12 protein-coding genes are annotated in these 13215 nt (G+C 66.1%); 3 read left to right on the top strand and 9 right to left on the bottom strand.

All coding sequences use genetic code 11. The features are described from left to right. Window positions 1-22: 22 nt before the first annotated feature. From PEM_RS15095 to PEM_RS15065, 7 genes are all read right to left on the bottom strand, one after another. The gene (locus tag PEM_RS15095) at window positions 23-1375 is read right to left on the bottom strand and encodes an ATP-binding protein (protein WP_095378268.1); all 1353 of its coding nucleotides are present in this window, start codon (window positions 1373-1375) and stop codon (window positions 23-25) included. After that, on the bottom strand, window positions 1372-2718 hold the full coding sequence (locus PEM_RS15090; protein ID WP_111127533.1) for a sigma-54 dependent transcriptional regulator: 1347 nt from the start codon (window positions 2716-2718) through the stop codon (window positions 1372-1374). The genes PEM_RS15095 and PEM_RS15090 overlap by 4 nt, the downstream gene beginning before the upstream one ends. A gap of 123 nt (window positions 2719-2841) precedes the next feature. Further along, a complete protein-coding gene (locus tag PEM_RS15085; protein ID WP_065178013.1) occupies window positions 2842-3213 on the bottom strand; it encodes a PDZ domain-containing protein in 372 nt (123 codons plus the stop codon). 16 nt (window positions 3214-3229) lie between these two features. Further along, window positions 3230-4447 carry an FtsX-like permease family protein gene (locus PEM_RS15080; RefSeq protein WP_111127531.1) on the bottom strand — a complete coding sequence of 406 codons (1218 nt, stop codon included), beginning with the start codon at window positions 4445-4447 and terminating at the stop codon, window positions 3230-3232. Window positions 4448-4467: 20 nt separating this feature from the next. Beyond that, complete coding sequence (locus PEM_RS15075; protein ID WP_005419489.1) at window positions 4468-5766, bottom strand: ABC transporter permease; 1299 nt, start codon at window positions 5764-5766, stop codon at window positions 4468-4470. Between the two features lie 10 nt (window positions 5767-5776). Next, window positions 5777-6499 carry an ABC transporter ATP-binding protein gene (locus tag PEM_RS15070; RefSeq protein ID WP_005419487.1) on the bottom strand — a complete coding sequence of 241 codons (723 nt, stop codon included), beginning with the start codon at window positions 6497-6499 and terminating at the stop codon, window positions 5777-5779. 28 nt (window positions 6500-6527) lie between these two features. After that, window positions 6528-7805: an efflux RND transporter periplasmic adaptor subunit gene (locus tag PEM_RS15065; protein ID WP_005419485.1), complete on the bottom strand. Its 1278-nt coding sequence runs from the start codon at window positions 7803-7805 to the stop codon at window positions 6528-6530. Between the two features lie 203 nt (window positions 7806-8008). Here PEM_RS15065 and glmS point away from each other — a divergent pair, with 203 nt between their 5' ends. Next, a complete protein-coding gene (gene glmS, locus PEM_RS15060; protein ID WP_111127529.1) occupies window positions 8009-9847 on the top strand; it encodes a glutamine--fructose-6-phosphate transaminase (isomerizing) in 1839 nt (612 codons plus the stop codon). Between the two features lie 447 nt (window positions 9848-10294). Then, window positions 10295-10726: a CBS domain-containing protein gene (locus PEM_RS15055; protein ID WP_005411115.1), complete on the top strand. Its 432-nt coding sequence runs from the start codon at window positions 10295-10297 to the stop codon at window positions 10724-10726. Window positions 10727-10793: 67 nt separating this feature from the next. Here PEM_RS15055 and PEM_RS15050 read toward each other — a convergent pair whose 3' ends face one another. Then, complete coding sequence (locus PEM_RS15050; RefSeq protein WP_005419481.1) at window positions 10794-11222, bottom strand: VOC family protein; 429 nt, start codon at window positions 11220-11222, stop codon at window positions 10794-10796. 95 nt (window positions 11223-11317) lie between these two features. Further along, complete coding sequence (gene gloA / locus PEM_RS15045) at window positions 11318-11836, bottom strand: lactoylglutathione lyase (RefSeq protein ID WP_111127527.1); 519 nt, start codon at window positions 11834-11836, stop codon at window positions 11318-11320. A 125-nt stretch (window positions 11837-11961) separates the two neighbouring features. On the opposite strand from gloA, the gene PEM_RS15040 reads away from it, so the two are divergent. Beyond that, entirely contained in the window at window positions 11962-13074 is a 1113-nt protein-coding gene (locus tag PEM_RS15040; RefSeq protein WP_005419477.1) for a PLP-dependent cysteine synthase family protein, read from the top strand. The last annotated feature ends 141 nt before the right edge of the window (window positions 13075-13215 follow it).

Here is a 13215-nt window from a genome sequence, read left to right as displayed (position 1 = left end):
TGGATCTACCCGATTGGCCCGCTCACCCCACCGGCAACAGGATCGACACGCAGAGCCCGCCATCACCGCGGTTCTGCAGCGACACCCGCCCACCGTGTGCCTCCACGATCTCGCGGGTCAGTGCCAGTCCCAACCCGGTACCGTTGCGCTTGGTCGAATAGAACGGCATCAACGCGTTCTGCAGCACCTGCTCGTTCATGCCCTTGCCACGGTCCAGCACATCCAGGCGCAGCCATTGCGGCAACCGCGTCAGCTGCACCTGCACGTCATCATTGGGCGGATCGGCTTCGGCACAGGCTTCATGCGCGTTCTTCAGCAGGTTCAACAGCGCCTGCCCGAACTGCGCGATGTCGATCCGGCTGCTCAGTTCCTCGTCCGGTTCACGTTCCATGCCGAACGGAATCTGCTGGCGCAGGCTGGACAGGAAGGGCGCCCAGTGCACGGTCTGCAGTTGCGGTTGCGGCAGCTTGGCGAAGCGCGCATAGCCACGGATGAAGCCTTCCAGGTGGCGCGCGCGGTCTTCGATGGTGGTGAAGATCTCCGGCAGCCGATCGAAGCGCTCGCGCTGTACCAGCACGCCGCCGGAATGGGCCAGCGAGGCGATCGGCGCCAGCGAGTTGTTGAGCTCGTGGCTGATCACCCGGATCACCTTCTTCCACGTCTGCACTTCCTGGCGGCGCAGTTCGGCGGTGAGCAGGCGTACCAGCAGCAGGTCGTGCGGGCGGCCGTTGAGCTGGAAAGATCGGCGTGAGAGGTGATAGACCTGTTCGTCGTCCTCATCGCCGTCTTCGCCTTCCGCACGCACCGCGAACAGGCTGTCGCCGCCACGGGCGATGGCATCGCGCAGCTCCACCGGCACCTGTTCCAGCACCTCTTCCAGGCGCTGGCCTTCCAGCTTCCAGCCGCCATGCAGCAGCTTGCGCGCGGCCAGGTTGGAGAACACCACGCGGGCGATGCCATCGCCGCCGGAAGCAATCAGCAGCATCGCCACCGGGGTGTTCTGTACCATGGTGTCCAGCAGCAGTTCGCGCTGCACCAGGCCTTGCCGCTGCTCGCGCAGCACGTCGCCCAGTTCGCGGTGCGCCTGCACCAGGTCACCCAGTTCGTCGTTGCCTGGCCAGTACACACCGAAGTTGTACTCACCGTCGCGGTAGCTGCTGGTGGTGCCGGCCAAGGCGCGCATCAATGAACGTACCGGCGCGGTTGCACGGCGCAGGGTCCACCACATCAGCGACAGCAGGATCAGCGCCGACACCGTGGTCACCACCCAGCCATGGTCCATCCAGTAGGCCAGCAGCCACGGCAACGCGGCGGCCAGCGCCAGCACCGGCAGCAGGCGCAGGAACAGGCGGAAGGTGAACGAGCGCCGTTTCATTCGCGTGGGATGCCGTGCCGGTCCATGCGCCGGTACAGTGCCTGGCGGCTCAGGCCGAGTTCGGCGGCGGCCTGGGCGATGACGCCGTGGTTGCGCGCCAGCACATCCTCGATGCGCGCACGGTCAGGATCATTGCCGGCACTGGCTGCCGGTCGCGGTGCAGGTGCGGCACGCGGCAGATTCAGGTCGGCCACTTCGATGCGGTTGCCGGTCGCCAGCAGCTCGGCCCGCTGGATCACGTTGCGCAGTTCGCGCACATTGCCGGGCCAGGGGTGCCGTTGCAGGGCCGCGGTTGCAGCATTGGAAAGTGGCTTGCCGGCGGTCAGGAAGCGCTCGGCCAGGGGCACGATGTCGCCCGGGCGCTCGGCCAATGGTGGCAGTACCAATTCCACCGTATTGAGGCGGTAGTACAGGTCTTCGCGGAAGGTGCCGTCGCGGATCATCGCCGGCAGGTCGGCATTGGTCGCGCTGACCACACGGACTTTGACCTGGCGCTCGCGATTGGAGCCAAGACGCTCGAAGCGCCCTGTTTCCAGCACACGCAGGAGCTTCATCTGGCCGCCCAGCGACAGGTTGCCGATCTCATCCAGGAACAGCGTTCCGCCGTCGGCGGCTTCGAACTTGCCCTCGCGTGCCTTGTTGGAGCCGGTATATGCGCCGGCTTCGGCACCGAACAGTTCGGCCTCGATCAGTTCCGAGGGCAGGGCGCCGCAGTTGACCGTGATGAACGGGCCCTTGGCCACCAGCGAGTTGGCCTGGATGATCTGCGCGATCTTCTCCTTGCCGGCACCATTGGGACCGGTGATCAGCACCGGCAGGTCGGAGCGCGCGACCTGGCAGGCCAGGGCAATGACGCGCTCGCTGGCCGGATCGGCGAAGACCGCACCACACAGCTCGTACTTTTCTTCCAGCGCATTGCGCTGGCGCAGCTCACGGCTGCGGCGGCGGTCCAGCTCGCGCCGCGCCTCGGACAGCTCGAGCAGGTTGTTGACCGTGGTCAGCAGCTTGCGGTCGTCCCAGGGCTTGGCCAGGTAGTCGGCGGCACCGGCCTTGACCAGGTCCACCGCACTGCTCAGGTGGGTCCAGGCGGTGAGCAGGATCACCGGCAGGTCCGGGTGGCGTGCGCGGATCTGTGCGAACAGGTCTTCGCCTTCTTCGCCGGAGGTGGTGTCCTCGCTGAAATTCATGTCCTGGATCACCAGGTCGACCGGCTGCGACTCGAGCAGGGCCAGCCCTTCGGCCGGGGTCTGCGCCTGCAGGGTGTCGATGTCATGCAGGGAGAACAGCACGTCCAGCGCGGTGCCCACGCTGGCGTTGTCGTCGATGATCAGGATCGAAGGCATCAAGCAGTTCTGCAGAAAGGGATGGGCGGCGCCGATGGAGCCGTGTTCGTATCCATACGCCGGGAGAGCCCGGCGCCACCCATCAAGCATAGCCAAAGCCGTGGCGACGAGGGCGGGCTGGTTTCAGCGCCGCGCTGGTGGAGGCGGTGGTGCCGGCGGTGGCGGAGCGGCCAGCGCCAGCCGCCACGAGGTGGCGTCCACCGGGACGGTGAGCTCGCGTTTGTCGCGGCGCAGCAACAGGTACACAGTCGGGGCACTGGAATGCCGCAGTGCATCGGCAAGATGCTCGATCCGCCGCACGGCCGTATCGTCCAAGCGCAGGATGCGGTCGCCGCTGCGCACGCCGAAGCGGGCTTCCGGACGCGCGGCGTCCACCCGTACCTGGCCCTCGGTCGAGCGGAGCGCCAGGCGGGCATCATCCTGGCGCCATTCCAGCGTCTGCGAGCTGCCACCGCCGGCCAGCGCCGGCAGTGGCAGCAGTGCCATCAACAGCATTCGGCAGGCACGCACCTCACGCGCCCCGCGTGGCGACTGCGGGCGGGACCGCTGCCGCGCGCCGGGCCGGCCCGAACACCGCGATCTGGCCCAGCACCCACAGCAGAAGCGCGCCCAGCGGCAGGTAGTACAGGGGCATGCGTGGCAGCTCGTAGAGGTTCATCAGTGCCAGGTTGATCGCGTAGGCTGCCAGCATGCCCAGCACGATGCCCAGCGAGGCCAGCAGGAAGTTCTCGGTCTGGAAGTAGCGCAGGATCTGGCCGCGGGTGGCACCGAGTGCGCGGCGGATGCCGATCTGCTTGCTGCGCTGCTGCACCCAGAAGCTGGCCAGGCCGATGATGCCCAGTGCGGTCACCACCAGCAGCGAGACGCTGACGGTGATCAGCAGGCCAACCATCGCGCGGTCGTTCTTGAAGAAGTCCTTGCGCTGGTCTTCATAGGTCAGCTTGTCGCGCATCAGCCGGTTGGGGTCATTGCGCTCCAGTACAGCAGCCCCCGCATCAAGCACCTCCTGGCGGCGTTCCGGCGAAGTGCGCAGCACATAGGTGCCACCCTCGTCGAAGGTGCGCCGCATGGGCAGCAGCATGGAGTTCGTCCAGTTGTCATTCCAGCCGTTGGGCGTGCTCAGCGTGTCGACGATGCCGACCACATGCAGCGGCTGCTTGCCCATGTAGTAGGTCTTGCCCAGCGCGCTGCCGCTGGGTTCCATCTTGGCGGCGGTGGCCTGGGTGAGGATGACCGGGATGGCGTTTTCCTTGGCGCCCCCCTTGCTGGCGTCTTCGAAGTTCTGGTACTCGCCGGGCAGGAAATCGCGGCCGGCGATCAGGTTGATGCCCATCGTGGCCAGCCCGTTCTCGGACAGGGTGTACATCGAGGCGTTGGTGGTCGGCCGTTCCTGGTCGATCTCCCGCGAGATGCTGCTGCTGGACGAGCCGTTGCGGAAAGGCACCTGGTTGATGATGGTGACGTTGCTGACGCCGGGAAGCGCACGCAATGACGCCAGGTCCTCACGGGTGCGGGCCATGGCATCGGTCTGCTTGCCGATGCCGCTGACGCGGAGCATCACCAGTTCGTTCTCGGCGATGCCGCTGGGCATGCTGATCTTCTCCACGCGCTGGCTGACCAGGAACAGCGCGTTGCAGACGATGGCGCAGGTCAGTGCGACTTCCAGCACGATCAGGGCAGCGGCAGTCTTGTGCCGGCGCAGCGTGCTGAGGATGGGGCGGATGTCCATGGGAGTCCTCGTTCGGGTGCTTACTGCGACTTGAGCTGGATGGCCGGAGTGACCTGCATGGCGCGCCAGGCAGGCAGGAAACCGGCGGCAAGGCTGGCGAACAGGGTCAAGCCCAGCGCAAGCAGCAGCATGTTGCCGTCCAGGTGGGCCAGCTTTGCGTACTCCACCGGTTGCTGGCGCACCGCGAACAGGCCCAGCAGGGCCAGGCCGATGCCCAGCACGCCCCCGACCACGCCGACCGCGCCGGCTTCCACCAGGCACTGCAGGAAGATCTGGCCACGGCTGGCACCGAGTGCGCGGCGCACGCCGATCTCACCACTGCGGCGCAGGAACTTGGCCAGCAGCAGGCCCACCGTGTTGACCAGGCAGACCCCCAGGAAACCCAGTGCCAGCCACAGCTGCAGGCGCACATCGCTGGGCACCGCGCCGTTGAAGTCCAGCCATTCCATCACGGTGCGCAGGCGCACGTTCGGCGGGTGCTTGAAGCGGCCGGCCTGGCGCTGCTGGCTCGAATAGTTCTCCAGGTAGCGGCGGTAGTCGGCGGCCTTGGCCGGGTCCATCTCCACCCAGTACTGCAGCCACGCGCACGGTGCATTGAGCGAGTAGCTGTTGCCGTCGGGATTTTCGCCGAAGCAGTTCATGTTGCCGTTGCTGCCCAGTTTCAGGTCGAAGGACGTGGAAATCGGCAGCAGCAGGTCCTCGTTCTTGCCGTAGCTGCCGGTGGTCAGGTCGTAGAAGTGCGGCTCCGGGCTCCACTCCTTCATCACGCCGACGATGCGGTAGCTCTGGCCTTCCATGCGCAGGTCGCGGCCTACGCTGTTGGCGCCCTGGTAAAGCTTGTCGTTGAGCGCCTTGGAGATGACCACCACGCGTGCGCGGCCTTCGTCGTCCTCGCGCGTCCACGGGCGGCCGTACTGCATGGGCACCTCGAACATCGGGAAGAAATCGGCCGAGGTCCAGCGGGTGTCGATGCTGAAGGGCTTGAGGGTGCTGTTGTCCGGTTCGATGGTGCCGCCGCCGCCGCTCATCAGCGCCTGGCGCTCGCCCTTGGCTTCGCGCAGCAGGGCTTCACCGTCGAAGCGGGTCAACTGTGTTTCCGGCTCCTCGCCCGCGACATAGGCGCCGGTCGCGGCATCGAGCTGCACATAGAACAGCCGGTCACTCTTGCCGGGGATCGGGTCGCCGGACAGCACGTGGAACACGGTCAGGGTGGTCATCGAGGCACCGATGCCGAGGGCGATGGCCACCACCATCAGCGCAGTCAGGACCTTGTTGCGGCGGAAACTGCGTACCGCCAATCGGGCGTAGTAGGCGAACATGGGAATGCCCTCACTCGTTGACGGCGACGATGTGGCGCGGCGTGGCCAGCACCGGCTCGCGCACCAGGTCGGTGACCTGGCCGTCGACGATGTGCACGTTGCGCTGCGCGCGCGCGGCCAGTTCCGGATCGTGGGTGACCATCACGATGGTGGTGCCGGCAGCGTTGATCTCCTCCAGCAGTTCCATCACGCCGCGCGCCATCTGCGTATCCAGGTTGCCGGTCGGTTCGTCGGCCAGCAGCAGGCGCGGGCTGCCGGCCAGTGCACGCGCGATCGCCGCACGCTGCTGCTGACCGCCGGACAGCTCATTCGGGTAGTGCTTCATGCGCGAGCCCAGGCCGACCTGGGTCAGCGCCTTCTCGATGCGTTCGCGGCGTTCGTTGGCGCTCATCTTCCGATAGCGCAGCGGCACGTCGACGTTGTCGAACAGGTTGAGGTCGGGGATCAGGTTGAAGCCCTGGAAGATGAAGCCGATCTTCTGGTTGCGCAGGCGGCTGCGCGCATCATCGCCCAGCGTGCTCACGTCCTGGCCGTCGAGCATGTAGGTGCCGCTGGTGAAGGTTTCCAGCAGGCCGGCGATGTTGAGGAAGGTGGTCTTGCCGGAACCGGACGGGCCGGTGACGGCGACGAACTCGCCTTCCTTGACCTGCAGTTCCAGGGAGCGCAACGCGTGGGTTTCCACCTGTTCGGTGCGGAAGACCTTGGCGACCGAACGCATTTCGAGCATGTACATGGGGTGTCCTCTCTCCAGGATTCAGGTATCAGTTGACGGAGACGCGTTCGGCGTCCTTGAACAGGTCGCTGCCGGAGACCACGATGCGGTCGCCCGGCTGCACACCCGACTTGATTTCCACTTCGCCCAGGCTGCTGACGCCCAGTTCCACCGGGCGGCGCACGGCGGTGCGGCCATCCATCACGTAGGCCATGCCGTTGCCCTGTTCGACGAACGGGCCGCGCTCGACCTTCAGCACGTTCTTGCGGGTATCGAGCAGCACGCGCACCGACATCCGCTGGCTCTGGCGCAGGCCTTCCGGCTGCGCGCTGGCGAAGCGAACGCGGGCGTTGACCTCGCCGTTGACGACTTCCGGTGATACCGCGCTGATCTCGCCCGGGAACGGCTGGCCGTTGCCGCCGGTCAGCTGGGCCGGCATGCCGATCGCCAGGTCGCGGGCGAAGCTCTCCGGCACCTTGATCTCGACCTCGAACTTGGACAGGTCGACCACGCCCAGCACCGGCGCGTTGGCGGCCAGGTTGGTGGACTGCACCGCCTGGACCTGGCCGACCTGGCCATCGAACGGGGCGCGCAGGGTCAGTGCATCGACCTGGCGTTGCACTTCGGCCACCACGGCCTTCTGGCGGTCGGCCAGCAGGCGCTTGTTGCGGGCATCCAGGTCGGCGCCCTGGCTCTGCAGGCGCGCGTCGGTGGTGGCGTTGGCCAGGGTGATGTCGGCCTTCTTCAGTGAGTCCTTCGCCTTGGCCAGGTCGATCTGCGGCACCGCACCGCCGTCGTAGCCGCGCTGGTAGCGCTGCAGGTCGCGGTCGGCGGCCTGGCGTTCGATGGTGGCCTGGTCGGTTTCCTTGCGTGACTTGGCACGGGCCAGGGTCGCGTCCAGCGCGGCGCGGCTGGCCTCGGCTTCCAGGCCGGCCAGCGTTGCCTGTTCCTGGGCCAGCTTGCTGCGCAGTTCCGGGCTGTCGATGATCGCCAGCTCCTGGCCCTTCTTGACCACGTCACCGGCGACGACCTTCAGGTCCACGGTACCGGCCGAGATCGCGTACAGGATCGGGCTGTTGGCGGCGATCACGCGGCCGTCGGCGGCGATGTCACGGACCAGGTCGCCCCGCTTCACCTCGGCGATGCGCACGCGGCTGCTGTCGAAGGAGCGGCTGGCATTGGACCAGGCATGGACCGCCCAGCCGATGCCGGCGAGCAGCGCAATGGCGCCCAGCGCCGGCCAGCGGTAGCGATGCCAGCTGGCGCGGGTGGTGCCGGCCGGGGCGGAGGAAACGATCTGGTCCTGTGCGGAAGTGTCGCGGATCATCGGGTGCGTGCCTGACGGTGGTAGCCAATACCAAGCACGTAGCGTGCCAACTTTATTTCCTTTCAGGTCAAGGGGTTGGGGATTTCGGGGGAGTGTCCGGGTGTCCGCGGACACCTTTCCGGACACTTTCATTAAGCGGACAGGAGGGGGAAGCCGGGCAGGCGGGCTAGAATGCGCCGATCGTCTCCAAGGAATCGCGTGACATGTGTGGAATCGTGGGTGCAATCGCCGATCGCGATGTGGTGCCGGTACTGATCGAAGGCCTGAAGCGGCTCGAGTACCGTGGTTACGACTCCTCGGGCATCGCAGTGATCGACCACGCCGAGCGCCCCGAAGTCCGTCGCGTCCGTCGTACCGGTCGAGTGTCGGAAATGGCCACGGCGGCCGAGGCCGAGGGCTTCAATGCGGTGCTGGGCATCGGCCACACCCGCTGGGCCACCCACGGCGGTGTCACCGAGGCCAATGCACATCCGCACATCAGCCACGGTGTGGCGCTGGTGCACAACGGCATCATCGAGAACCACGAAGAGCAGCGCGAGAAGCTGCGCGCGCTGGGCTACACGTTTGAATCGCAGACCGATACCGAAGTCATCGCGCACCTGATCCATCATCATCTGAAGGATGGCGACGATCTGCTGGTGGCGCTGCAGCACACGGTGAAGGAGCTGACCGGTGCCTACGCGCTGGCCGTGGTCAGCCGCGCCGAGCCGGAGCGCTTCGTCTGCGCGCGCATGGGCTGCCCGCTGCTGGTCGGCCTGGGCGAGGGAGAGAACTTCGTCGCCTCCGACGTCTCGGCCGTGATCTCGGCCACGCGCAAGGTGATCTTCCTGGAAGAGGGCGACACCGCCGAGATCCGGCGTGATGGCGTGCGCATCTTCGACGAGCACGACCAGCCGGTCGAGCGCGATGTGCACCTGTCCGACGTGTCGCTGGCATCGCTGGAGCTGGGCCCGTACCGCCACTTCATGCAGAAGGAAATCCACGAGCAGCCGCGCGCGCTGGGCGACACCATCGAGGCGGCGATCGATGCCGGTGGTTTCCCGGCCGGGCTGTTCGGCAAGAACGCCGAAGCGGTGCTGTCGGGCATCGAAGGCGTGCAGATCATCGCCTGCGGCACCAGCTACTACTCGGGCCTGACCGCGCGCTACTGGATCGAGGCCATCGCCGGCCTGCCGTGCAGCGTGGAAATCGCCAGCGAGTACCGCTATCGCGCGGCCTACGCGAACCCCAAGCATCTGATCGTGACCATCTCGCAGTCCGGCGAAACGCTGGATACGATGGAAGCGCTGAAGTACGCCAAATCGCTGGGCCACAAGCACACGCTGTCGATCTGCAACGTGCCGGAAAGTGCGATTCCGCGCGCCAGCGAACTGGTCTGCTACACCCGCGCCGGCGCCGAGATCGGCGTGGCCTCGACCAAGGCCTTCACCACCCAGCTGGCCGCACTGTTCCAGTTGACCATGGTGCTGGGCAAGCTGCATGGCCGCATCGACGCGGCGCAGGAAGCGGACTATCTGGAACAGCTGCGCTTCCTGCCGGGCAGCGTGCAGCACGCGCTGAACATGGAGCCACAGATCGCCGCCTGGGCCGAGCGTTTCGCGCGCAAGAGCAGCGCATTGTTCCTTGGCCGCGGCCTGCATTACCCGATCGCGCTGGAAGGCGCGCTCAAGCTCAAGGAAATCTCCTACATCCACGCCGAGGCCTACCCGGCCGGTGAGCTGAAGCATGGTCCGCTGGCGCTGGTGGACGAGCACATGCCGGTGGTGGTGATCGCGCCGAACGACAGCCTGCTGGAGAAGGTGAAGTCGAACATGCAGGAAGTGCGTGCGCGTGGTGGCGAGCTGTTCGTGTTCGCCGACCAGGACAGCAACTTCAATGAGTCCGAAGGCGTACATGTGATCCGCACGCCGCGCCATGCGGGCGTGCTCAGCCCGATCGTGCACACCATCCCGGTGCAGCTGCTGGCCTACCACACCGCGCTGGCACGCGGCACCGACGTGGACAAGCCGCGCAACCTGGCCAAGAGCGTGACGGTGGAGTAAGGCATTCCCGGAGCTGTGGGATGCTGCATGCGAAAGGGGCCTGCGAGGCCCCTTTCGTTTGTGCCGGAGGCAGTACGAAGTGGGACAGCCGCCGGGCGTTCTGTCCGTCGTCGGCAGCAGGCAATCATTCTTTAATGCGCGGCATCGGCTGTATTCAGCGGCGGTTTCAGCCGCGGTGCCATTCTCTGGATCGTCAGTTGGTTCCCACGACGAACTGTCCTATCGATGCCGGTAGTGACCGAGGGTCGCAGTCGTAGAATCGATCTGGTCGAGGTTCGGGTTGAGTCGTTGAACCCGCCTCGTTCGCGTTGCAGCACGTCGTCTGCCGAGCCATTCCAAGCGGCAGCCGGGTGCGCCAGACGTGCGCTGAAAGGTCTGTTCCCGGGGAGGGGGCGTATCGGAAGAGCACACTTTTTTGACTTCAGTGACCTGCACCAGGAAACAAGAATGAACGTCCGCGAACTCCTGCAATCCAAGAAAGAAGCTGTCATCACCATCGATGCCGAAGACACGATCGGTGCCGCCGCCCACAAGATGAGCGCGAACAGGATCGCTGCGCTGGTGGTGATGAAGGACGATGCCCCGGTCGGCATCATTTCCGAGAAGGACATCGTGCGCACCCTGGCCGACGACGGCCCGCAGGCCGGCCGCCGGGTGATTTCCAGCCTGCCGTCCACCGGTCTGGAGGGCATTGCGCCGGAAGCCACGCTGAAACAGGCCATGTCGTTGATGACGTACTCGCGGCGCCGTCACCTGATGGTCACTGAAGGCACTCGCCTGGTCGGCATCCTCAGCCTGGGCGATATCGTGAAGAACCTGCTGGGCGAGCTGGAACTGGAAAAGGCGGTGCTGCAGGACATCTACATGGCCGCCCACTGAGGGCCGCAGCGCTGGAAGCAGAGAAGCCGGGCATTGCCCGGCTTCTTCGTTCACGGCGCCGGTGATATCAGAAAGTGACCTTCACCGAATCGGCGCTGTAGTTCGCCGGCCCGTGATAGACCACTTCGATGTTGTTGCCATCGGGGTCGAGCACGAAGGCGCCGTAGTAGCCCGGGTGGTAGGGGCGTTCGCCTGGCGCGCCATTGTCGGTACCGCCGGCGGCGATCGCGGCAGTGTGGAAGGCATCAACGGTGGCGCTGTCGCGGGCCTGGAAGGCGAGATGGTGGCGGCCGGTCAGCTGGCCGGCGGCGGCACGGCTGCTGGCACTGGAAATGAACAGCTCGTCGGCCCAGAAGAAGTCTGGCCCTTCGCCGCCCAGTGGGATGCCGACCGTATCGAACACTGCCTGGTAGAAGCGGCGGCTGGCGGCCAGGTCACGCACCACCAGCTGGATGTGGTCGATCAGGCGGCCACGGTGCAGTTCCATCGTTTCCATACGAACCTCACAGAAAAAGGGGACGGAGGGGATTAAGTCGCTTCCAGCACAATAGTGCCAGAAACGGCTTAATCCCCTCCGTCCCCTTTTCGGGGTCAGACGTTGGCGATGATCTCGACCCAGTAGCCGTCCGGGTCCTTGATGAAGGCCAGGTTCTTCATGCGGCCGTCGGTCAGTCGCTTCTGGAAGGTTACCCCGAGGTCCTCGAAGCGCTGGCAGGCCGCCTCGATGTCCGGCACCGACACGCAGATGTGGCCGAAGCCGCGCGGGTCGCTGTTGCCGTCGTGATAGACCGCACCGTCCTGGGTTTCGGTGCCGTGGTTATGGGTCAGTTCCAGCACGCCCGGCAGGCCGGCCATCCACACGCGGCGCTGGCTGTCGTCTTCCGGTACCACCACGCCGGCAGGGACGTAGGCCAGGAAGTACAGGCTGAACTGGGCCTCCGGGAAGTCGCGCTTGTCGATCAGCTGGTAGCCGAGCACGCGGGTGTAGAAGTCCAGCGAGGCGGTGATGTCCTTCACCCGTAGCATGGTGTGGTTGAACATGAAGCCGGTGGTTTCGGCCGGGGCCTGGGCGGCGACGCCGGGGACATCGCGCAGGGCGGGAATGGTCATGGGGGAGGTCCTTCAGACAGGGCCGTTGCCGGCCGGATGGGGGCATTCTACCGGCCAGCACCTGACGGTACCGCGACGTACAATGGCCGGATCGCACCGTTCCGTCCTGACAACGATTGCCCGCCATGTCGCAGCGTGAATGGGTGGCCGCCGCCATCCGCAAGATTGAAGCCGATTTCAACCGCTCCGCCGATACCCACCTGATCCCGCTGGCGCTGCCCGGGTTCGAGGGCATCGATGTGTACCTGAAGGATGAGTCGAGCCATCCCACCGGCAGCCTCAAGCACCGGCTGGCGCGCTCGCTGTTCCTGTATGCGCTGGCCAATGGCTGGCTGCGCGAAGGGCGACCGGTGATCGAGGCGTCCAGCGGCTCGACGGCGGTGTCCGAAGCCTATTTCGCGCGCCTGCTGGGCCTGCCGTTCATTGCAGTGATCCCGGCCACCACCTCGCCTGAAAAGATCGCCGCGATCGAGTTCCAGGGCGGCCGCTGCCACCTGGTCGAACGTGCCTGCGACCTCAACTGTGATTCGGAAAAGCTGGCCCGTGAAACCGGTGGCCACTTCATGGACCAGTTCACCTACGCTGAGCGCGCGACCGACTGGCGTGCCAACAACAACATCGCCGAGTCCATCTTCAAGCAGATGGCCGAAGAGCCCAGCCCGGTTCCGGAATGGATCGTGTGCAGCCCCGGCACCGGCGGTACCGCCGCCACCCTGGGCCGCTATGTCAGCTACCGCCGCCACGATACCCGCATCCTGTGCGCGGACCCGGAAGTGTCGGTGTTCTTCGACGGCTACCGGGCCGCTGTGGCCGGTGGACAGGACTGGCGCGACCTGACCTGCAGTGGTGGTTCGCGCGTGGAGGGCATCGGCCGGCCACGGGTGGAGCCGAGCTTCATCCCGACCAGCGTCGATGCGATGGTCAAGGTACCCGACGCGCTGAGCCTGGCCGCGATGCGCCATGTCAGCCGCCAGCTCGGCCGCCGCGTCGGTGGTTCCACCGGCACCAACTTCATCGGCGTGCTGCAGGCCGCGCAATGGATGCGCGAGGCGGGCCACCAGGGCAGCATCGTCAGCATCCTGTGCGACAGCGGCGAACGCTACGCGCAGAGCTATTACGACCCGGCGTGGTACCTGCGCCAGGGCATCGATGTCGACGGCGCCGATGCACAGCTGGCCGCGGCGGTGGCCGGGCAGGGGTTGCCCGAGCTGCCGTGGTGCAGCCTGGAAGCGCTGTAGCATGGACGACGCTCTCGCCGGGCCATGCCGGCGATGCCAGGGGGCACCGCAGAGGCGTGCGTCGATTGGTAGAGTCGACTGTTAGTTGTGATCTCTCGGTAGGTTGTTCATCCGGGGCATCTTTGGAAAATGGTGGTTACC

The organism is Stenotrophomonas sp. Pemsol, assembly GCF_003586545.1.
Lineage (GTDB): Bacteria > Pseudomonadota > Gammaproteobacteria > Xanthomonadales > Xanthomonadaceae > Stenotrophomonas > Stenotrophomonas sepilia.
This window is presented reverse-complemented; position numbering and strand designations above follow the sequence as displayed.

What these genes read in the sequence shown, in the direction of transcription:
- PEM_RS15075 (WP_005419489.1), bottom strand. Translation starts at nt 5,766, where the DNA reads ATGTTCGCCTACTACGCCCGATTGGCGGTACGCAGTTTCCGCCGCAAC.
- PEM_RS15080 (WP_111127531.1), bottom strand. Translation starts at nt 4,447, where the DNA reads ATGGACATCCGCCCCATCCTCAGCACGCTGCGCCGGCACAAGACTGCC.
- PEM_RS15095 (WP_095378268.1), bottom strand. Translation starts at nt 1,375, where the DNA reads ATGAAACGGCGCTCGTTCACCTTCCGCCTGTTCCTGCGCCTGCTGCCG.
- PEM_RS15065 (WP_005419485.1), bottom strand. Translation starts at nt 7,805, where the DNA reads ATGATCCGCGACACTTCCGCACAGGACCAGATCGTTTCCTCCGCCCCG.
- glmS (WP_111127529.1), top strand. Translation starts at nt 8,009, where the DNA reads ATGTGTGGAATCGTGGGTGCAATCGCCGATCGCGATGTGGTGCCGGTA.
- PEM_RS15050 (WP_005419481.1), bottom strand. Translation starts at nt 11,222, where the DNA reads ATGGAAACGATGGAACTGCACCGTGGCCGCCTGATCGACCACATCCAG.
- PEM_RS15085 (WP_065178013.1), bottom strand. Translation starts at nt 3,213, where the DNA reads ATGCTGTTGATGGCACTGCTGCCACTGCCGGCGCTGGCCGGCGGTGGC.
- PEM_RS15040 (WP_005419477.1), top strand. Translation starts at nt 11,962, where the DNA reads ATGTCGCAGCGTGAATGGGTGGCCGCCGCCATCCGCAAGATTGAAGCC.
- PEM_RS15090 (WP_111127533.1), bottom strand. Translation starts at nt 2,718, where the DNA reads ATGCCTTCGATCCTGATCATCGACGACAACGCCAGCGTGGGCACCGCG.
- PEM_RS15070 (WP_005419487.1), bottom strand. Translation starts at nt 6,499, where the DNA reads ATGTACATGCTCGAAATGCGTTCGGTCGCCAAGGTCTTCCGCACCGAA.
- PEM_RS15055 (WP_005411115.1), top strand. Translation starts at nt 10,295, where the DNA reads ATGAACGTCCGCGAACTCCTGCAATCCAAGAAAGAAGCTGTCATCACC.
- gloA (WP_111127527.1), bottom strand. Translation starts at nt 11,836, where the DNA reads ATGACCATTCCCGCCCTGCGCGATGTCCCCGGCGTCGCCGCCCAGGCC.